General features: G+C 42.5%; 24 protein-coding genes and 4 tRNA genes. 19 read left to right on the forward strand and 9 right to left on the reverse strand.

The window, feature by feature from the left end; translation table 11 throughout:
* The 10 genes from rplC to rpsQ are packed head-to-tail and all read left to right on the forward strand — an operon-like array spanning position 1 to position 4,629.
* Positions 1–636 (forward strand): 50S ribosomal protein L3, encoded by a 636-nt coding sequence (gene rplC / locus PASHI_RS04200; RefSeq protein ID WP_036974218.1) that lies wholly within the window; start codon positions 1–3, stop codon positions 634–636.
* Between the two features lie 17 nt (positions 637–653).
* Positions 654–1,259, forward strand: coding sequence for a 50S ribosomal protein L4 (gene rplD / locus PASHI_RS04205; protein ID WP_054552367.1), 606 nt, complete (start codon positions 654–656; stop codon positions 1,257–1,259).
* Positions 1,256–1,558: a 50S ribosomal protein L23 gene (gene rplW / locus PASHI_RS04210; RefSeq protein WP_054552368.1), complete on the forward strand. Its 303-nt coding sequence runs from the start codon at positions 1,256–1,258 to the stop codon at positions 1,556–1,558. Before rplD ends, rplW begins: the two co-directional genes overlap by 4 nt.
* Positions 1,559–1,575: 17 nt before the next feature.
* Positions 1,576–2,400 (forward strand): 50S ribosomal protein L2, encoded by an 825-nt coding sequence (gene rplB / locus PASHI_RS04215; protein ID WP_054552369.1) that lies wholly within the window; start codon positions 1,576–1,578, stop codon positions 2,398–2,400.
* Between the two features lie 16 nt (positions 2,401–2,416).
* Positions 2,417–2,695, forward strand: a complete 279-nt coding sequence (gene rpsS, locus PASHI_RS04220; protein WP_010376377.1) for a 30S ribosomal protein S19 — start codon at positions 2,417–2,419, stop codon at positions 2,693–2,695.
* Positions 2,696–2,709: 14 nt separating this feature from the next.
* Positions 2,710–3,042, forward strand: a complete 333-nt coding sequence (gene rplV / locus PASHI_RS04225) for a 50S ribosomal protein L22 (protein ID WP_004588690.1) — start codon at positions 2,710–2,712, stop codon at positions 3,040–3,042.
* Between the two features lie 11 nt (positions 3,043–3,053).
* Entirely contained in the window at positions 3,054–3,755 is a 702-nt protein-coding gene (rpsC, locus tag PASHI_RS04230) for a 30S ribosomal protein S3 (RefSeq protein WP_054552370.1), read from the forward strand.
* 12 nt (positions 3,756–3,767) lie between these two features.
* Entirely contained in the window at positions 3,768–4,181 is a 414-nt protein-coding gene (gene rplP, locus PASHI_RS04235; protein WP_036974208.1) for a 50S ribosomal protein L16, read from the forward strand.
* Positions 4,181–4,372, forward strand: a complete 192-nt coding sequence (gene rpmC / locus PASHI_RS04240) for a 50S ribosomal protein L29 (RefSeq protein ID WP_054552371.1) — start codon at positions 4,181–4,183, stop codon at positions 4,370–4,372. The genes rplP and rpmC overlap by 1 nt, the downstream gene beginning before the upstream one ends.
* Positions 4,372–4,629, forward strand: a complete 258-nt coding sequence (gene rpsQ / locus PASHI_RS04245; RefSeq protein ID WP_054552372.1) for a 30S ribosomal protein S17 — start codon at positions 4,372–4,374, stop codon at positions 4,627–4,629. The genes rpmC and rpsQ overlap by 1 nt, the downstream gene beginning before the upstream one ends.
* Before the next feature lie 238 nt (positions 4,630–4,867).
* Here rpsQ and PASHI_RS04250 read toward each other — a convergent pair whose 3' ends face one another.
* From PASHI_RS04250 to PASHI_RS04280, 8 genes are all read right to left on the reverse strand, one after another.
* Positions 4,868–5,752 (reverse strand): hypothetical protein, encoded by an 885-nt coding sequence (locus PASHI_RS04250; protein WP_062564693.1) that lies wholly within the window; start codon positions 5,750–5,752, stop codon positions 4,868–4,870.
* Between the two features lie 129 nt (positions 5,753–5,881).
* Positions 5,882–7,075 (reverse strand): dipeptidase, encoded by a 1,194-nt coding sequence (locus PASHI_RS04255; protein ID WP_062564694.1) that lies wholly within the window; start codon positions 7,073–7,075, stop codon positions 5,882–5,884.
* Between the two features lie 60 nt (positions 7,076–7,135).
* A complete protein-coding gene (locus PASHI_RS04260; protein WP_054554495.1) occupies positions 7,136–7,393 on the reverse strand; it encodes a YheU family protein in 258 nt (85 codons plus the stop codon).
* Positions 7,390–8,370, reverse strand: coding sequence for a hydrolase (locus tag PASHI_RS04265; RefSeq protein ID WP_062564695.1), 981 nt, complete (start codon positions 8,368–8,370; stop codon positions 7,390–7,392). The genes PASHI_RS04260 and PASHI_RS04265 overlap by 4 nt, the downstream gene beginning before the upstream one ends.
* 142 nt (positions 8,371–8,512) lie before the next feature.
* Positions 8,513–8,653, reverse strand: a complete 141-nt coding sequence (locus PASHI_RS21975) for a DUF3149 domain-containing protein (protein WP_119852677.1) — start codon at positions 8,651–8,653, stop codon at positions 8,513–8,515.
* 236 nt (positions 8,654–8,889) lie between these two features.
* Positions 8,890–11,046 (reverse strand): ATP-binding protein, encoded by a 2,157-nt coding sequence (locus PASHI_RS04270; protein WP_062564696.1) that lies wholly within the window; start codon positions 11,044–11,046, stop codon positions 8,890–8,892.
* A gap of 112 nt (positions 11,047–11,158) precedes the next feature.
* Positions 11,159–11,815 (reverse strand): helix-turn-helix transcriptional regulator, encoded by a 657-nt coding sequence (locus tag PASHI_RS04275; protein ID WP_054563917.1) that lies wholly within the window; start codon positions 11,813–11,815, stop codon positions 11,159–11,161.
* A 230-nt stretch (positions 11,816–12,045) separates the two neighbouring features.
* Positions 12,046–12,417 (reverse strand): histidine triad nucleotide-binding protein, encoded by a 372-nt coding sequence (locus PASHI_RS04280; protein ID WP_062564697.1) that lies wholly within the window; start codon positions 12,415–12,417, stop codon positions 12,046–12,048.
* A gap of 105 nt (positions 12,418–12,522) precedes the next feature.
* On the opposite strand from PASHI_RS04280, the gene PASHI_RS04285 reads away from it, so the two are divergent.
* Positions 12,523–13,152 carry a DUF2057 domain-containing protein gene (locus tag PASHI_RS04285; protein WP_062564698.1) on the forward strand — a complete coding sequence of 210 codons (630 nt, stop codon included), beginning with the start codon at positions 12,523–12,525 and terminating at the stop codon, positions 13,150–13,152.
* A 52-nt stretch (positions 13,153–13,204) separates the two neighbouring features.
* On the opposite strand, the gene PASHI_RS04290 is transcribed toward PASHI_RS04285, so the two are convergent.
* Positions 13,205–15,049 carry a M1 family metallopeptidase gene (locus tag PASHI_RS04290; RefSeq protein WP_062564699.1) on the reverse strand — a complete coding sequence of 615 codons (1,845 nt, stop codon included), beginning with the start codon at positions 15,047–15,049 and terminating at the stop codon, positions 13,205–13,207.
* Between the two features lie 145 nt (positions 15,050–15,194).
* Here PASHI_RS04290 and murB point away from each other — a divergent pair, with 145 nt between their 5' ends.
* The 8 genes from murB to tuf all read left to right on the forward strand — a co-directional run.
* Positions 15,195–16,205: a UDP-N-acetylmuramate dehydrogenase gene (gene murB / locus PASHI_RS04295; protein WP_062564700.1), complete on the forward strand. Its 1,011-nt coding sequence runs from the start codon at positions 15,195–15,197 to the stop codon at positions 16,203–16,205.
* On the forward strand, positions 16,202–17,194 hold the full coding sequence (birA, locus tag PASHI_RS04300) for a bifunctional biotin--[acetyl-CoA-carboxylase] ligase/biotin operon repressor BirA (RefSeq protein ID WP_062564701.1): 993 nt from the start codon (positions 16,202–16,204) through the stop codon (positions 17,192–17,194). Before murB ends, birA begins: the two co-directional genes overlap by 4 nt.
* On the forward strand, positions 17,191–17,889 hold the full coding sequence (locus tag PASHI_RS04305) for a type III pantothenate kinase (protein WP_062564702.1): 699 nt from the start codon (positions 17,191–17,193) through the stop codon (positions 17,887–17,889). The genes birA and PASHI_RS04305 overlap by 4 nt, the downstream gene beginning before the upstream one ends.
* A 117-nt stretch (positions 17,890–18,006) precedes the next feature.
* A tRNA-Thr gene (locus PASHI_RS04310) sits at positions 18,007–18,082 on the forward strand.
* Positions 18,083–18,122: 40 nt separating this feature from the next.
* Positions 18,123–18,207: transfer RNA gene (locus PASHI_RS04315), tRNA-Tyr, on the forward strand.
* A gap of 44 nt (positions 18,208–18,251) precedes the next feature.
* A tRNA-Gly gene (locus tag PASHI_RS04320) sits at positions 18,252–18,326 on the forward strand.
* Between the two features lie 13 nt (positions 18,327–18,339).
* Positions 18,340–18,415: transfer RNA gene (locus PASHI_RS04325), tRNA-Thr, on the forward strand.
* 136 nt (positions 18,416–18,551) lie between these two features.
* On the forward strand, positions 18,552–19,713 hold a 1,162-nt coding region (tuf, locus tag PASHI_RS04330; RefSeq protein WP_062564381.1), incomplete at its 3' end, for an elongation factor Tu.

Genomic DNA, 19,713 nt, shown 5'->3' on the forward strand with positions numbered 1-19,713 from the left:
ATGGCATTAGGTCTAGTCGGTCGTAAAGTGGGTATGACACGTATCTTCACTGAAGATGGTGTATCTATCCCTGTGACAGTTATCGAAGCGACACCTAACCGCATTGCTCAGATCAAATCTGAAGCAACTGACGGTTATAACGCGCTTCAAGTAACCGCAGGCACTAAAAAAGCAAGCCGTGTAAACAAAGCAGCAGCGGGTCACTTCGCTAAAGCTGGTGTTGAAGCGGGTCGCGGTCTGTGGGAATTCCGCCTAAATGGTGGTGAAGGCGATTTTGAAGTAGGCGCTGAGCTTACTGTTGAATTATTCAACGAAATCAACAAAGTTGACGTAACCGGTACTTCTAAAGGTAAAGGTTTCCAAGGTGGTGTTAAGCGCTGGAACTTCAGCATGCAAGACGCTACTCACGGTAACTCTCTATCTCACCGTGCTCCTGGTTCAATCGGTCAAAACCAATCACCTGGTAAGGTGTTTAAAGGTAAGAAAATGGCCGGTCACATGGGTGCTGAGCGTGTAACGACTCAAAACTTAGAACTAGTTCGCGTTGACGCTGAGCGTAACCTGCTTTTAGTTAAAGGTGCAGTACCTGGCGCTATCGGCGGTGACGTTATCGTTAAACCAGCTGTTAAAGCATAAGTCCTGGAGATTTAGTGATGGAATTAGCAATTAAAGACGCTTCTGGCGCTCTTGAAGTTTCTGAAGCTACTTTTGGACGTGAGTTTAACGAAGCATTAGTACACCAAGTAGTTGTTGCTTACGCAGCAGGTGCTCGTCAAGGTACTCGTGCTCAGAAGACACGTTCTGAAGTAAGCGGTGGTGGTAAAAAACCATGGTCTCAAAAAGGTACTGGCCGTGCACGTGCTGGTACAATTCGTAGCCCAATTTGGCGTTCAGGTGGCGTTAGCTTCGCAGCTAAACCACAAGATCACAGCCAAAAAGTAAACCGTAAAATGTACCGCGGTGCGATCAAAAGCATCTTATCTGAATTAGTTCGTCAAGAGCGTTTAATCGTTGTTGAACAGTTTGGTCTTGAAGCACCAAAAACTAAAGAACTAGTTTCTAAGCTTAAAGAACTTGAGCTTAAAGATGTTCTAATCGTGACTGAAGAAGTAGATGAGAATCTTTTCTTATCGGCACGTAACCTATACAAGGTTGACACGCGTGATGTAGCTGGTATCGATCCTGTAAGCCTAATCGCTTTCGATAAGGTACTTATTACAGCTGCTGCTGTTAAGCAACTTGAGGAGGCGCTAGCATGATCCGTGAAGAACGTCTTTTAAAAGTGATCCTTGCTCCACACATCTCTGAGAAAAGCACTATCGCTGCTGAAGAGAACAACACGATTGTTTTCAAAGTAGCTTCTGATGCAACTAAAGCTGAAATCAAAGCTGCAGCAGAAAAGCTTTTTGAAGTAGAAGTAACTGGTGTTCGCACACTAAACGTTAAGGGTAAAACAAAACGTACTGGCATGCGTTTCGGTCGTCGTTCAGACTGGAAGAAAGCTTACGTTACTCTTAAAGAAGGTAGCGAGCTAGACTTTGTCGGCGGCGCCGAGTAATAAGGGGAGTTAGAATTATGGCACTTCAAAAGTGTAAACCAACTTCTGCGGGTCGTCGTCACCTGGTTAAAGTGGTTAACCCAGATCTACATAAGGGTAAACCTTACGCACCACTACTAGAGAAAAACTCTAAGTCTGGTGGTCGTAATAACAAAGGTCGTATCACGGTTCGTCACATCGGTGGTGGTCATAAGCATCATTACCGTGTAATCGACTTTAAACGCACTAAAGATGGCATTCCAGCTGTTGTTGAGCGTCTAGAGTATGATCCAAACCGTAGCGCAAACATCGCTCTTGTATTATATGCAGACGGTGAGCGTCGTTACATTATTGCACCTAAAGGCTTAAAAGCTGGTGATTCAATCCAATCTGGTATTGATGCACCAATCAAAGCTGGTAACACGTTACCAATGCGTAACATGCCTGTAGGTTCGACTGTTCACAACGTAGAATTAAAACCAGGTAAAGGCGCGCAAATCGCACGTTCTGCTGGTGCATACGTTCAAATCCTTGCTCGTGAAGGTCAATACGTAACTCTACGTCTTCGTTCTGGCGAAGTTCGTAAAGTTCCAGCTGACTGTCGCGCAACACTTGGTGAAGTAGGCAATGCTGAGCATATGCTTCGTTCACTAGGTAAAGCTGGTGCAAATCGCTGGCGTGGTATCCGTCCGACAGTTCGTGGTGTTGCCATGAACCCGGTAGATCACCCGCACGGTGGTGGTGAAGGTCGTACATCTGGTGGTCGTCATCCTGTGTCTCCATGGGGTAAGCCGACTAAAGGTGCTAAGACACGTAAGAACAAGCGTACTGATAAGTTTATCGTACGTCGTCGTACTAAATAATAGTTGAGGAATAGCCATGCCACGTTCTCTCAAGAAAGGTCCTTTTATTGACCTACACTTGCTGAAGAAGGTAGAGAAAGCGTTGGAAAGCGGTGACAAGAAGCCAATTAAAACTTGGAGCCGTCGTTCAATGATCATACCTAACATGATCGGATTGACCATCGCTGTCCATAATGGTCGTCAGCACGTTCCTGTGTTCATCACAGACGAAATGATCGGTCACAAACTAGGTGAATTTGCACCAACTCGTACTTACCGCGGTCACGCTGCGGATAAGAAAGCGAAGAAACGTTAAGAGGGGAATGATAAATGCAAGCATTAGCTAAACATAAATTCGCCTCTGGTTCGGCGCAAAAAGCACGTCTAGTTGCAGATCAGATCCGCGGACTTCCGGTTGATCGCGCTCTAGAAATCCTGGCGTACAGCCCTAAAAAAGCGGCTGTATTAGTTAAAAAAGTACTTGAGTCTGCTATTGCTAACGCAGAGCATAACGAAGGTGCTGACATTGATGAGCTTCGTGTAACTACGATCTTTGTGGACGATGGTCCAACAATGAAGCGTATTATGCCACGTGCTAAAGGACGCGCAGACCGCATCCTTAAGCGTACAAGCCACATCACTGTTGTGGTTTCAGATAGCTAGGAGTATAAGTAATGGGACAAAAAGTTCATCCTACTGGTATTCGCCTAGGTATCTCTAAACCTTGGGTTTCTACCTGGTACGCGAATTCAAAAGATTTCTCTGATCAGCTTTTTGGCGATCACAAAGTACGTACTTTCCTTACTAAGGAATTAAAAGCGGCTTCTGTGTCTAAAATCGTTATCGAGCGTCCAGCTAAATCTATCCGTGTAACAATTCACACAGCTCGTCCTGGTGTTGTTATCGGTAAAAAAGGCGAAGACGTTGAAAAACTACGTCAAGCAGTAACTAAGATTGCAGGTGTTCCGGCTCAGATTAATATCGCTGAAGTTCGTAAGCCTGAACTTGATGCACAACTAGTAGCTGACGGTATTGCGTCACAGCTAGAGCGTCGTGTTATGTTCCGTCGCGCTATGAAGCGTTCGGTACAAAATGCAATGCGCATTGGTGCAAAGGGTATCAAAGTTGAAGTTAGCGGTCGTCTTGGCGGTGCTGAGATCGCACGTTCAGAATGGTATCGTGAAGGTCGTGTACCTCTACATACTCTTCGTGCTGATATCGACTACGCAACTTCTGAAGCCTTAACCACTTATGGTATCATTGGTGTTAAAGTTTGGATCTTCAAAGGCGAAGTTATTGGTGGTTTACCACTAGTACAAGAGCAAGAGAAGCCAGCTAAACGCGCGCCAAAGAAAGCCAAAAAAAGTGCTAAGTAGAGGTAGCGAGTAATGTTACAGCCAAAACGTACAAAATTCCGTAAAATGCACAAAGGCCGCAACCGCGGTTTAGCGCAAAACGGTAACAAAGTAAGCTTCGGTACTTTCGGTTTGAAAGCTACTGGCCGTGGCCGTATGACTGCTCGTCAAATCGAAGCAGCTCGTCGTGCTATGACACGTCACGTAAAGCGTCAAGGTAAAATCTGGATTCGTGTATTCCCAGATAAGCCAATTACGAACAAACCATTAGAAGTTCGTATGGGTAAAGGTAAAGGTTCTGTTGAATATTGGGTTGCTGAAATTCAACCTGGTAAAGTACTTTACGAAATGGAAGGTGTTTCTGAAGAGCTTGCTCGTGAAGCATTTAACCTTGCAGCGCGTAAATTACCATTCACAACAACTTTCGTAACTCGGACGGTGATGTAATGAAAGCTAGCGAACTAAAAGACAAAAGCGTAGAAGAGCTAAATGCTGAACTTCTAGGACTTCTTCGTGAGCAGTTCAACCTGCGCATGCAAGCAAGCACTGGTCAGTTAGCTCAGACACACACGCTAAGAACAGTACGTCGCGATATCGCGCGTGTAAAAACAGTTATTAACCAGAAGGCAGGTCAATAATGAGCGATAAAATCCGTACTCTTCAAGGCCGTGTAATCAGCGACAAGATGGATAAATCTTTCACTGTTGCTATCGCACGTTACGTGAAGCATCCAGTATATGGAAAATTCATCAAACGTACGACTAAACTACACGTACATGACGAAAACAACACAGCTCAAACTGGTGACGTAGTTACTATTTCTGAGTGTGCTCCTATTTCTAAGACTAAGTCTTGGACTTTAGTAGACGTTGTTGAGCGTCCAAAGAAAGCTTAATTTTTAATTAAGTTTCCTTACTAAAAAGCCCCGGCATCTGCTGGGGCTTTTTGTTTTTAAAAATAGCTGGAAGCTTTCAGCTGTCAGACGTCAGATTAGATCGAGAAGGGGCTTTCATTTCAGTGTAAGAAAACAAAAATCATAGTTGCTATAGGTTAAACGGGATTTAGTTTGTCCTAGCACCTAGCACCTAGCACCTAGCACCTAGCACCTAGCACCTAGCACCTAGCACCTTCAATCATTTCCCCAGCGCTTTATCTATTTCTTCTCTTAACCGTGGGCCTTTTAGGTTTTCAGCCATGATTTCGGCAACTTTTGCATTACTGCTATTTTCAAGAGTGGTAATGCGTTCTGCTAAATCACTGGCATAACTATTGTTGCCGTCTCTTGTTGCACGGAAAAATTGGCCAATGAGGGCTGTGGCAGAAATATTGCGAACATAATCATTATCGTCAGTTTGTAACAGTTTTTGAAAGTGCTCAGCGAGCTTAGGCGATACGTTATTTTGGCGAGATAAATTCTCTAATGTACTGACACGAATTTTAGGATCATTAGTGTATTCGCTAATGCTTATCATGGCATCGATTACTGCATTTGCTTGGCTGTCGTCCAAGTCGCGTCTGAGCATGCCTAGGGTCATTTTTAGTTGCCCGTAGGCTGCTAAGCGCTCATTTTCGGACTTACTCAAATTGAGTAAGGTGGCAAGAGCTTCATTTATTGAGCTGTCGGCATATTGTGGGTCTGCTTTGATGCGTTCGCGGTAGTCATCAGGTAAATTACTTAGCCAGCCAAGCGCTGGATTTCTTTTCTCAATTTCGACTCGTCGCTCTTTTTCTTGCTGTTCCATTGCTTGTTTAACTAATGAGGCAAGTCGCTCAGGATCAATTGTTGGCGCTTGATTTTCAAGCTCGTGAATGCGTGTTTCGAGATCTAAAATATAGCCATGTAAGGCAACTAGATTTTCTCTGTCTTGCTCTGGAATGGTTAACTTTTTTAAGTTAGGTTTTGCTTGCTGAATAACTACAGGCTTGTCAGTCGAGTTTACTTTTGTATAGCTATAAATTGATAAGCCAAGTGCAATGCTTGCAAATGCCAGCGCAGTATTCCCTTGCCAAGTTGACATATCACATCATCCAAGTTGCTTTGTAATATCAGCAGATTAAAACAAGCTATTTGTATTATCAAATACTTATGATGATAAAAATAAAAAGCGCAGCTAGTTAGCTGCGCTTTTAAATAGAGTTTGTGTCGATTAATGGGCTTTTGCGTATGCTTCAGCTTGTTGCCATACACGTAGCATATTGCCACTTAAAATCTTTTTGATGTCTTTATCACTATAACCACGGTCCATTAGACCTTGCACAAGGTTAGGATAGCTAGAAACATCTTTTAAGCCAGTAGGTAGAGAGTCGCCTACACCATCGTAATCTGAGCCAATACCCACATAATCGATACCAATTAGCTCAACTACATGGTCAATGTGATCAAGTACTTGTTCTAAGCTTGCAAATGGAAACGGGTTTTTAGCGCGATAAGCTGCATCAAAATCTTTGCTTAGCTTAGTACCGTCTTTTTTCTTTTCAGCCTTTGCTGATTTAAGTTGATCGTACCAAGAGCCAGCCTTTGCTGTAACAAAGCTTGAACCGAAGTTAATTTGAATAACACCCCCATTCTTTTTAAGTGCTAACAGCATGTCGTCATTCATATTACGCTCAAAGCCTGGGGTGTATTTACGCAGTGATGAGTGTGAAGCAATCACGGGTACCTTTGAAATTTCCATCACTTGATAAAACGCATCATCAGAAATATGTGATACATCAACCAGCATACCTATGTTGTTCATTTCTTTTACCAGCTCTTTACCGAATGGGCTCAGGCCTTTCCACTTACGACGGATGTCATAAGATGAATCAGAAATGTGGTTGCTCTGTGAGTGAGCTAGCGTGATGTAACGTACGCCACGCTCATAAAAATGCTTAAGGTTTTTAATGTCGCCTTCGATAGGTGAGCCGTTTTCCATGCCCATAGCAATCGACATTTTGCCTTGTTTAAATTGCTCTTTAATATCGGCAGTTGAGTCTGCAATAGCGAATTTACTTGGTGCGCGTTGCACAATCGCTTCCATAGAATCGATTAGCTGATTTGCTAATTGATAGCTTTTACCTTTGCCTTCAAATTCTAGGTTTGCAGGAATGTAAATTGACATGAAAGGAGCGTTCAAACCACCTTGCACAGCACGCGGATAATCAAAGTCACCGTCGCTTGTAGCTTTGGTTACGTCAGCCCACTTGTTATGAATACGGTAAGGCACATCGATATGGGTATCGATTAAAATAGTGTCTTTTGCCAGTTTAATGGCTTTATCTGATGCAGTAACCTGATCTGCATTTACTTGACCAATTAAGGCCAAAGAAACTGCGGCAACCAGTGAGCTTAGTTTTTTCATTTTTTAATGGCTCTTTAAGTTAAAAAGCCATTGTGAAGGGTTACAGTGTAACTTACAAGTTTAGTCGTTGAACGACGCTTGGTACTCTGGGTCAGCTTGTAGAGCAATGAATTCAGCTTTGGATATAATCGTAACTGACTCATGTAACTCAGAAAAAAACACCATGGCTTCACCATTTTTAAGCTGTTGATGAACCTGCGCTACTTTGCTTTCAATGCTAAATTCTTGTTCGCCGTAATCAGTGCCTTCACGTAAAACATAACTTTCGATTAAATTATACAGAGTCTCTTTATCGAGGCGTTCGTGGGGAATGATCATAACTGCTCTTTTTTAACTAATTGTTGAAAATACTCAGGAACAATTCGTTCAAGCCAATATTCGGGCTTAAAAGGGTTTTTACCGCTAATAAATCCGACATGGCCCCCTTGTTCTGAGATGCGCAGCGTAACATGTTCACTCACATCTAAGCTATCTGGCACGGCTTTTATTGATAACATCGGGTCATCTTTTGCGTGCACAATCAGCGTAGGTGTTGCAATGCTTTTTAAAAATGGTTTTGCACTCGCTTGCTGATAGTAATCTTCAGCACCGGCAAAGCCATGCAATGGTGCCGTGAGCATATTATCGAATTGCCATAAGTCATCAATCGCCATGAGCTTTTCTGGCGTTAGGCTAATTTGCTGTTTGATTTGTGGCAGCTTTCTTTGCATCGACTTTTTCATACGGTCGAGCAAATACTTTTGATAAATCTTGCCTAAGCTTTTGCGAATTACTTCACAAGATGATGACAAGTCAAATGGCGCAGACACAACGGCTGCGCCAGTTAAGTTTGATTTAGTACCTTGCTCACCTAAATACTTTGCCAGTACATTACCACCTAACGAAAAGCCCACGGCAAATAACGGACGTTTTGGAAACTTGCTCTTCAGGTGGTTGATGAAAAAGCGCAGGTCTTCTGTTTCACCGCTGTGATAAGCACGTGCTAAACGGTTAACTTCGCGCGAGCAGTTTCGAAAATGCATTAATACAACAGCAAAGCCTTGTTGTTTAAGTTTTTTCATCATGCCTTTAGCATAAAAGCTATTTATGTTGCCTTCTAAACCGTGCAATACAATAGCGAGGGGTGCTTGCTCGTTATGAGGTGTTGCCCAAGCTAGTTCTAAAAAGTCGCCATCTGGAGTATCGATTGTCGATAAGTCGTAGCGGGTATTATGAAAAGGGCGAAAAAAGCGCGGCATTATGGTTTGTAAATGGCGATTGCGCATCCACCACGCAGGCTTAAACTCAGGTAACATAGCTGACACTTTCGAAACAAAATAAGCGCCTATTGTAGCAAGTTTTTGCTTTTTGAGAACCGCTACAAGATTTTAGCTAGCTGCAAATAAAAAGCCCCTAAACAATAAATTGGATAGGGGCTTTGTGCGTCGTGCTTAATTCTTACTTAGGAACTTCTGCGTCGTGTATTTTCTTAATAAAGAAACCAACATAGAAAAGGCATAAAACGATAACAACTGCCAAAATGCCGAATGACATAAATAAAACTGGGTCGCTAAAAAAATCTCTGAAGAATACGTTCATGGTTGTGCCTCCTAATGTCTATGAGTTAATCATAGGCTGGCTTGAGGGCGGCTGATATGATCCAGATCAAGCTATTTTCCTGATGCTAAATAAGGCGATTCAATAGTTGATTTGGATCAAGTTTGTTAGGGGAGTTCGGAGCTTTCAGGCATGGGAGAGGGAGAATTTCTAGGCATATGACAAATGTCGCTTGCTTGAGGCTAATAGGGATTAGTCTCGCTAGGAGCTAGGAGCTCCTATGCTAACTCACTTCTAACATGCTTTAAGTAGGCTTGTAGGCTTTCTTGCCATAGGACTAATGCGTCGGTTAGTGATTCCTTTAAAGGCTTGTTGTCGAGCAGTTTACGCTCGATTTTCTTAAGCTCTAAACCATAGCGGTTAAAGCCTAGTTGTAAAGCCGTGCTGGCTTGGCGGTGCAGTAGCTTGATGCACTGCTCTTTATCGTCCTCGACGAGCTGTTGGCAGCGGATTAGTTTGTTTCTGGCTGACAATACAAACTCGTTGTAAATCGATGACACTTCATCTTCACTGAATGAGCTGACAAGAGTCGCTGCGGCTGTTTCATCATAGAGTGTATCGCGCAGCTCAACAGCAATGCTTGCTGCTTGATTACTTTGTGAATCACTAAGTGCTTGGCGTAGTTTTTGTTGCTTAATTGGTTTGCCAACAATGTCTTTGATGCCAAGTGCTAAGTATTCTTTTATTTCATCAGGGCTAAGACTCGCGGTGAACGCTAACACCGGGGTTCGCTGGTTTAAATGGTCGATATTTTTTAGCTTTTTCAGCACTTCTTGGCCTGTTAAATCAGGCAAATTCATATCGAGTAATACCACATCAAAGTGATGTTTTTGCATTAGTTCAATGGCACTAGTACCATCTTTTGCAAGCTTAATCTTGTGCTCGTCATCGGCCATAAATTCAATGGCAATTTTTTGGTTTAAGTCGAGGTCTTCAACTAATAACACGTCTAGACCAGTAACATAATCTTTTGATTGGTGACGCTGCTCAACAAGACTAAGCTCACCAATGGCAAGCGGAATATCAAAGCTGAAAGTACTACCTTTATTAAGTTCACTCTCGATATTGAGCTTGCTGCCTAGCTTTTCCAATAAGCGGCTGGTGATTGCTAAGCCAAGGCCTGTACCACCTTTTTCTTTACCTGCGCTGCTTTGAACATAAGGTTCTGTTAGGTATGCAATTTCTTCATCTTCAATACCAGGGCCTGAGTCAATAACACTAATGCGAACAAGGTGATCTAATTGCCCTTCATTGAGCAGTTTTACTTGGATTTTTACTGCTCCATGGTCGGTAAACTTAATCGCATTACCTACTAAGTTAATAATAACTTGTCTGAGTTTTTGTTGGTCGCAGTAATAACATGCTTGATCGGGCAAGTTATATATAAGTTCAAACTTTAAATGTTTTTGCTCTGCTAAAGGGCTGAGTAAAAGGCACAGGTTATTGAGCCAGGTTTTAAACTCGACGTCTTCTTCGTAGAGCGCTTCATCACGCTGATCAAGGCTGGCGTAATCGAGTACTTTATCGACCAGTAAGTTTAGCGACTCAGCTGAGTTAATTATTGCTTCACAATAAGGTTTGTCACGTGGGTCACTCGACTGATTCATGATTAGCTGTGCACTACCCAAAATGCCATTTAACGGCGTACGTATTTCATGGCTGATAGTTGATAGGAATAAACCACGAATTTCTAAGTCTTTATGAGCTTTTTCAGCTAACTGATTGAGGTTTTGTTCGCGGCGTTCATTACATAATAGTGCCATACCAGTTGCATAAAACATCGGCGCAATAACACCATTAATAAATAAAGTGATACTAAACCAATCCGCTGACAATAAGCTTGCTGTTGTGACATCTCCCATCATTAAGGTTCGGCCTGTAAATATAGCCAGAATAATGCTGAGAATTAAAATGTAGACAATACTGCCATTAGGGTAACTTTTACGGCCATTTCGAATAAATAATGCCAGTAAAAACAAGGCTTCAACTATATGCTGAAGATCAGAAACCAAAATTCGACTACGTAACTCTGCGCTATCAGTGGCAAGGTAAATCATGGTAATCGCGAGCGCCACCGTTATCGCAACAAAGGTTTTAAAGCCAACGCATTTGGCATTTAAAAATTGGCAAATCGCAAGTACATGAATAATGGAAGCACTAAAGAGTAGGGTGTTTGCGATAGCAACACTGGCAATATTATTGATATGACCATGCAATGCAAAACTCATTACCGATGCAAACATCACTAGAGGGTAGAAAATATAGAGTAAGGTGCCCGGAGTATTATTATTGGTTCGCCATGTAAGGTAATTAAGAAGAGTCATCACTGCCATCATGGCAGCACTGGCGTAATATAAAGTGGCTGAGTCGAGCATTGTATTTCCGGTGTTTTGCAATCAGTTTGAGCATAAAGTCAATTACAGTGTTTAGCAACCAGAAACAAAAACAGACGCGGCTGCGTCTGTTTTAACTTGTAGGATGTTTAGTTTAGCGAATTTCGTCTGGAATATTCTGCTGTGCCCAAGACAATAGCTCGATACGGTTACGACATTTAGTTTTTCTAAATGCACTATATAAGTGAGTTTTAACTGTATGTGGGCTGATGCTTAAGTCTTCAGCAATTTCTTTATTTTTCGAACCTTTACTCATTAGTGAGATAATTGCTTTTTCACGTTTAGTAAGTTTAACCGGTTCGATGTCACCATCTGTCAATTTGTGGAGTGCGTCTTTATTGAACTGCAACATACGATTTAGTGCATTACACATGATGTCGCGGCGATACCATAGTTGATCTTCAAGTAATAAACGAATGCCTTTCATTAACACATCAGCATTATCTGTTGTGTAAAACACACCACGAATACCACTTAATAGAGCACGGTTTGCAAGTTCAGGGTTTTCATCTAGGTTAAACAGCACGATATCGCATTTTAATCGTAAATTAACTAGCTGCTCTTTTAACTTGCCCCACGGATCTGTGCTTGACGTTTCAATAAATAACAAGCGTGTTCCTTCTGGTACTTCAGAGATATCAGTACCAGATGTCACTGCTAGTCCTTGTGTTTTTAACAATGGCTCTAATACGTTAATGCCAATAGTGTTAATTGGCTCTGGATCTAATAATAAAAAGGCTGAACTACTCATATATATACACTCTTGAATAAAGTTGACAGTTAAATCCTATCACGCAATCCACCCCTTTCGTATTAGAAATTTCTGAGAGTTGTGCAGGAAAAGTACAGTTTGTGTCTGTTTTGTGTCAAAAATTACAGTTAGTTAACTAATCGCAATATGTTAACTAACTGATATATATTTATTATAGCTAAAAATAATATGTTTGTGCTACTTTTTACATTTGTTTACATGTTAAAGTATTAGATTGCTGTTTTTTTCTTGTCCTGATATGGAGGCCAGCCCATTTCTTTACCTGCTAACATGTGTAGGTGTATATGGTACACAGTTTGTCCGCCGTGGTCATTACAGTTCATTACGACGCGAAATCCGTCTTCACTAAAGCCAAATTGTTTAGCGAGTTTTGCAGCAACTACATATAAGTGACCGACTAAAGCGGCGTTTTCTTCCGTAACATCATTAATCGTCGCTATTGGCGTTTTTGGGATGATCAGCACATGAAAAGGGGCTTGTGGGTTAATATCTTTAAAAGCTAAAGATAGATCGTCCTCATAAACAATATCAGCTGGGATCTCTCGGTTAATAATCTTTGTAAAAATAGTCTCTTGGCTCATACTTAGCTCTCTTATAAATGTGGTTAAATGACCGCCCACTAATGACAAACTTTATTTGCAGTGTCAAACTGAAACTGCCGCAAGTTGAACAACCAAGGAGTGAACATGCGTAAGTTAGTATTACTGAGTAGTGCGTTAATGCTATTTAATAGTTTCAGCAGTGTAGCTGAGACTATTCACTTTCCCGAAGAGTTTGTACCCTTACAAGTTGGAGAGCGCCTAATTGAACAGTCGTTTTTCAGTCGTGTTGACGATGTTGAGCTTGCCCCTGGTACTTACCAAGTGAAGATGAAATATACCGATCTTTACGAGCAAGGTTATGATGACCATCAAGTTGTTGAGTCAGAGCCATTTTGGGTTGAGCTTACGGTAGAGAGTGGCAAAGACTATGACCTAGTGTTTAATCGTGCCAGTAATGCTGTTGCGGCAGAAGTGTTTGCTGAATCACCGCAAGTGAGCTTAAAAGCCAAGGGCAGTGAACTTGCTGTGCCGCTATCGATAGTGAGCTATCGTGCAGCTAGCGCGCCTGTACAAGCTGTAGCCAGTGCCCCAGTTGCTGCTACAAGTACAAGCAACAAGCCTGTGACAGCAGTCCCTGTCACATTGCCTGCAAAAGTACCCGGCGGACAAGCGGGTTTGAAAAATACGCCAAGTGCGGCTGCGATGCTTGAGTTTTGGTGGCAACAAGCAAGCCCTGAAGAGCGCCGTGCGTTCTTACAAAAAGTAAGTAACTAATAAAATAATTAAAAAAGGCGCTGATTGCAGCGCCTTTTTTGTGTTTGATGACTTACTTTGCAAATAAGTCGTCAACAGTACCTTGTGCAAGTGGGTGGTAACCCGGACGTGCTTTTAAGTACACATCATGCGCCCAGTCTTTTTTACCGTTTTTAATAAGTGCTTTATAGAGTGGCACAATTAATTTACGACGACCGATGCCTGATAGGTGTTCATCAAGCGCAGGGTAAATTGGTTGATAACCATTACCTACCGCTAGCATAAACCATGCGAAAGCACGCTCTGCATTAGTTGACTGTGTTAGGTTGAATTGATTATCAAGTTCAGTCATTTTTTCGATGCTTAAATCGCGAGGTAGGTTATTCAAAAAGTGTAGCCACTCGTGAACTGACCAATCCGCTGTTGGTAACTGGGCTGCACTGATCTCACCGTTTAACCATGTTTTGGTTACAGCATCAACTTTATCGAAGGCATCAGACGTTGGGTTAGGAGCATCGCTTGGTAAACCAGGCTCAAAGATCCACTCATTAACTTTATCCATGCTCACAACGCCTGGGTATTTGTCGATCAAGTTAGCTTTTAAGTAAGTAACAAATTGCGCTGTTGTAAGAGACTTAAACGCAAATTGGTCAAAGTAACCCTTTACGAATGGGTCAAACTTATCACGGCCAAATTTGTTTTCTAGATAGATTAAGAAAAGCTGACCTTTAGTGTAAGGCACTGAGCTAAATGCATCATCAGGATCGCGGCCATTAAGTTTTAAATTAAGACGCGTATCTGGTGCTGGTAGAGTTTTAAGTAATGCACGTAAGCCGGCTGCATCAAGCGCTTGTTCCATAACTGCACGGTCACGACCAAACACTTCTTCCATAATGCGGTTTTCAACGTAAGACGTGAAACCTTCATTTAGCCATAAATCTTCCCAAGTCGCATTAGTCACTAAGTTACCAGACCAAGAGTGAGCAAGCTCGTGAGCAATTAGGTTTACTAAGCTTTTATCGCCAGCAACAACCGTTGGTGTGATGAATGATAAACGTGGGTTTTCCATGCCACCAAATGGGAAGCTTGGCGGTAGCATTAATAAGTCATAACGACCCCATGCGTATTCGCCGTACATCGCGTTAGTTTTATCGATCATCGCTTGCGTGTCGTTAAACTCAGCAACTGATGCATCTAAAATTGTTGGCTCAGCAAAGATACCCGTTTGCTTAGACATAGCTTTAAATTCTAAATTACCAGCACCAATTGCGATTAAGTATGGCGAAATTGGTTGTGGCATATTAAAGAGATAATCGCCGTCCTTATAAAGTGCATCTTTGTTATCAGCACTCATTACCGCACGAATGTCTTTAGGAGTGTGAATACGTGCCGAGTAGGTTACGCGCATTGCTGGCGTATCTTGTACTGGGATCCAACTACGAGCATGAATTGCTTGTGATTGGCTGTACATAAATGGGTGTGATTTACTGGCTGTTTGCTCTGGCGTTAACCACTGTAAACCTGAAGCTTCTGGGCGGCTGTTGTAGTAAATACGTGCTTTAACCGCTTGGCTTTTAAATTTAATTGTTAATTTTGAGCCCTTCACGTCATCACGTGCAGCAAGGGTGAAGTCAGCTTTGTGCCAGCTGCCATTTTGATCTTGATACATTACTTTGTCGATATCTAAATCGCGTGTATCAAGTACCAGTGTTTTGCTTGTTGCGTTATGCCAATCTAGCGTGTGCTCAACAAAACCTTCTAGTTGTTTGTCATCAAAATCAACATCTAAATCTAGTAGTAGGTGAGTGGTTGTTACGTCATCTAAGTTTGCGTAAGTGTGCTGGCTGATTGCATCTGCAGTTGCTTGAGAGCAAGCACCGGCCATAGCAAGACTTAAAAGTAATGGTTTAAACTTCATAATAACCCTGGAACGGAAATGAAAAAGAGCCCGTTTTATAACATGATTAGTGCAGTGGGTTGAGTGATTTTTACAATCTAATGCGTATTTTGCGACGATAGGTTACACTAATGCGATTAGTTACCGGTAACCTTTGAGGCGTTTTGTGGCCCAGTCCCTGCAATCTTTTCATACCTTTTCTTTGCCAAGCCAATGCCAGCATTTTTATCAAATTGATGAAATGAATCAGCTTTTAAGCACAGACTTTTCTGGGCCATTTTGTATTTTAGGTGAAGGCAGTAATACGGTGTTTTTATCTGACTACCAAGGTTCTGTGATCCACATGAATACGAAGGGCATAGATATAGAGCAGCAAAGCGATGGCTTTTTATTGCACATTGCAGCCGGAGAAAACTGGCACCAATTAGTTGCTATGACTATTGCTAATGATATGCCTGGGCTTGAAAACCTTGCTTTAATACCTGGGACTGTTGGTGCTGCACCAGTGCAAAATATAGGTGCTTACGGTGTAGAGCTTGAAAAGTTTGTGAGTTATGTCGAATACTTTGATATTGCCACCAAAACCATAAAGCGCTTAACTAAAGGCGAATGCCAATTTGGCTATCGTGACTCTATCTTCAAGCATGCACTGAAAAATCAAGCGGTGATCACCCAAGTAGGGTTGCTGTTACCTAAGAAATGGCAGCCAGTACTGAGTTATGGACCATTGCAAGAGCTTTCAGAACCCTCTCCACAGCAGGTATTTGAGCAAATCATCACAACAAGAAACAGCAAACTACCAAACCCCAGTGAACTTGCAAATGCAGGCAGTTTTTTCAAAAACCCAGTGATCAGGAATGAGCAACTTGCGTTACTTTTAAAAAGCTACCCAGAGCTACCTCATTACTTTGTGGATGCTGAGCATCATAAAGTTGCGGCGGGGTGGTTGATTGAGCAAGCAGGGTTAAAAGGCTTTAAGGTCGCCGGTATTGAAGTGCATCAGCAGCAAGCTTTAGTGCTAGTAAACCACGGTAATAGTACAGGTGATGACTTAATTGCCATGGTAAAGCATGTACAACAACAGGTTTGGCATAAATATCAGATTGCTTTACAGCACGAAGTACGCCTGATCAATGCCGATAATGAGTGTCATATTGAATCGGGAGCTTCATCATGAAAGCGCCAGATGGAAATAAGCTCGCTATTTTACAAGCTCTAAATACCGGTGGTTTTATTTCTGGTCAGCAATTGGGCGAGCAGCTCGGTATTAGCCGTGCAGCAGTGGGTAAACATATTCACTCTTTGCAGGAGATGGGGCTCGATATATTTAAGGTTACGGGTAAAGGGTATTGCCTAAATAATAGTGCAGGCTTAATGAACAAAGAAAAGATCGGTCTGCATTATAATGAGTTAGGTGGCAGCACCGCTAATGTTGAAGTGCAGCCTATTATTGACTCAACCAACAGTGAGTTAATGCGCCGTTTGCAAACAGAAGTATCTCTGCCATCTGGAAGCGTATTAGTTGCAGAAATGCAGCAAGCGGGAAGAGGGCGCCGTGGGCGCGTTTGGCAATCTCCATTTGGCGCAAACTTATACTTTAGTTACTTTTGGCGTTTGGATGATGGTTTGCAAGCTGCTATGGGGGTCTCTATTGCTGTTGGGCTTGCTGTTTACGATACGCTTAAAGCCTTATATCAATTAGATGTAGAGCTTAAGTGGCCAAATGATATCTACTTGAACCGTGAAAAATTAGCGGGCGTATTAGTTGAACTTGACGGCCAACCACAAGGTCCTTGTCAGCTTGTAATAGGTATAGGTATCAATTTACATATGCCAGAAAGTGTTAGCCAACACATAGATCAAGCATGGACTGACTTAAGTCAGCATGTGCAGGGGTTAGATAAAAACAAGCTGGTGGCCTATTTATGCTTTTATTTAGAAAAACGTTTAGCTCAGTATCAGCAATCGGGTTTAAACGATATGTATCTACAGTGGAATCAATTAAATGCATTTGCAGGTGAGTGTGTTGAGCTAAACACGGGGCATCGTAGCTGGCGTGGTATTTGCGAAGGAATTGATAACCAAGGTGGCGTGCGTATTCGCCAAGACGGCGAAGTGAAAAGTTATTATGGTGGTGAAATTTCATTACGTAAGGCTGAGCTATGAAACTATTAGTGGATGTTGGCAATACCGCAATTAAAGCCGTTTTGTTTGATGGCAAGGATTACCAAAGCTGTGAACTCAGCAATTTACCTTGGTCACAAATAACAGAGCTGGTCTATGCCTGCGTAGGTAGTACAGCGCTACTTAAACCGTTATTAGCACAGGCGCAGCAACATGCTGTTCCTTACTTTGAAGCAGAGGTCACAGCAAAACTCGCTACGTTAACCTGTGCCTATCAGCAGTTTCAAAACCTAGGAATTGATCGCTGGCTCGCGGTGATCGCTGCGTATGTAGAATATCCCGAGCAAAACTGCATTATTATCGATGCCGGTACAGCAACGACAATTGATGTGCTTAATAAAGAAGGCGCGCATCTAGGAGGCTGGATCTTACCAGGCCTTGATTTAATGACCTCATCACTTACCCAAAATACGCAACGCGTGTTTGATGATGAGCAAACCCCATTTACGACTGAGTTAGGGCGTAATACGCCAAATGGCCTAAAAAATGGCGCTATGGTTGCTACTCTTGGTGCAATCGAGCAAGCAAAACAACATCTTAACCAACAGAGTTGTCAGTTATTATTTGCTGGTGGTTATGGCAAATTGTTAGCAGATACATATATAGATGCTAAGTTTGACAGCTTGCTCGTGTTTAAAGGACTGAATTACTGGCGTGAATTAGCTATAAAGCAGTAAAAATACGGGTTTTTGCCTGAATAGTGAGCGTTTAACACATAAATTCACATTTTTTTTAATTTTATGGTTGCATCACAATAAACCTTACCTTAGAATCTCGCCCCGTACTAAAGCAGTGCCGACTTAGCTCAGTTGGTAGAGCAACTGACTTGTAATCAGTAGGTCATCCGTTCAACTCGGATAGTCGGCACCACTTTCCTTTTACCGGAAGTGACTTAGTAAAGAATTTTCGTGGAGGGGTTCCCGAGCGGCCAAAGGGATCAGACTGTAAATCTGACGGCTCAGCCTTCGCTGGTTCGAATCCAGCTCCCTCCACCACTTTATTCTTGACGGTTAGAGGTAGTTTAAGAACAGGTTCCTATGCGGGCATCGTATAATGGCTATTACCTCAGCCTTCCAAGCTGATGATGCGGGTTCGATTCCCGCTGCCCGCTCCAGACTTCTGGTGTTGCTGATATAGCTCAGTTGGTAGAGCGCACCCTTGGTAAGGGTGAGGTCGGCAGTTCAAATCTGCCTATCAGCACCAGTATCGAGAACTCATCTTAATTTCTTCCTTTATCTGTCAGAAAAAACTATTTGAAATTTGAAAAAATTAAATTAATCTACCCTCGGTGGATTATTTTCATATGTAATCTAGATACACAAAACTGATAGGTTCCGTCATGGCAAAAGAAAAGTTTGAACGCGTAAAACCGCACGTAAACGTTGGTACAATCGGCCACGTTGACCACGGTAAAACAACTCTAACAGCAGCAATCACTAACGTACTTGCAAAAGTATACGGTGGTGTAGCTAAAGACTTCGCATCAATCGATAACGCTCCAGAAGAGCGTGAGCGTGGTATCACAATCTCAACTTCACACGTTGAGTACGATACTCCAACTCGTCACTACGCACACGTAGACTGTCCAGGACACGCCGATTATGTTAAAAACATGATCACTGGTGCTGCTCAAATGGACGGCGCAATCCTAGTAGTTGCTGCGACTGACGGTCCTATGCCACAAACTCGTGAGCACATCCTACTTTCTCGTCAGGTTGGTGTACCTTACATCATCGTATTCATGAACAAATGTGACATGGTTGACGACGAAGAGCTACTTGAGCTAGTTGAGATGGAAGTTCGTGAACTTCTTTCTGAGTACGACTTCCCAGGTGATGACTTACCACTAATCCAAGGTTCAGCGCTTAAAGCGTTAGAAGGCGAGAAAGAGTGGGAAGACAAAATCGTTGAGCTTGCAGAAGCACTAGATTCTTACATCCCAGAGCCAGAGCGTGACATCGATAAGCCATTCATCATGCCTATCGAAGACGTATTCTCAATCCAAGGTCGTGGTACTGTTGTAACTGGCCGTGTTGAAGCTGGTATCATCAACGTGAATGACGAAGTTGAAATCGTAGGTATCAAAGAAACTACGAAGACAACTTGTACAGGTGTTGAGATGTTCCGTAAGCTTCTAGACGAAGGTCGTGCGGGTGAGAACATCGGTGCACTTCTACGTGGTACTAAGCGTGAAGACGTTGAACGTGGTCAAGTACTAGCTAAGCCTGGTTCAATCACTCCACACACGAAGTTCACTTCAGAAGTATACGTACTTTCTAAAGATGAAGGTGGTCGTCACACTCCATTCTTCAAAGGTTACCGTCCACAGTTCTACTTCCGTACAACTGACGTAACAGGTGACGTACAGTTACCAGACGGCGTTGAAATGGTAATGCCTGGTGATAACATCAAGATGACTGTAGAACTAATCTGCCCAATCGCGATGGACGAAGGTTTACGCTTCGCTATCCGTGAAGGTGGCCGTACAGTTGGTGCTGGTG

Source organism: Pseudoalteromonas shioyasakiensis, assembly GCF_001550135.1.
GTDB classification, from domain to species: Bacteria; Pseudomonadota; Gammaproteobacteria; order Enterobacterales; family Alteromonadaceae; genus Pseudoalteromonas; species Pseudoalteromonas shioyasakiensis.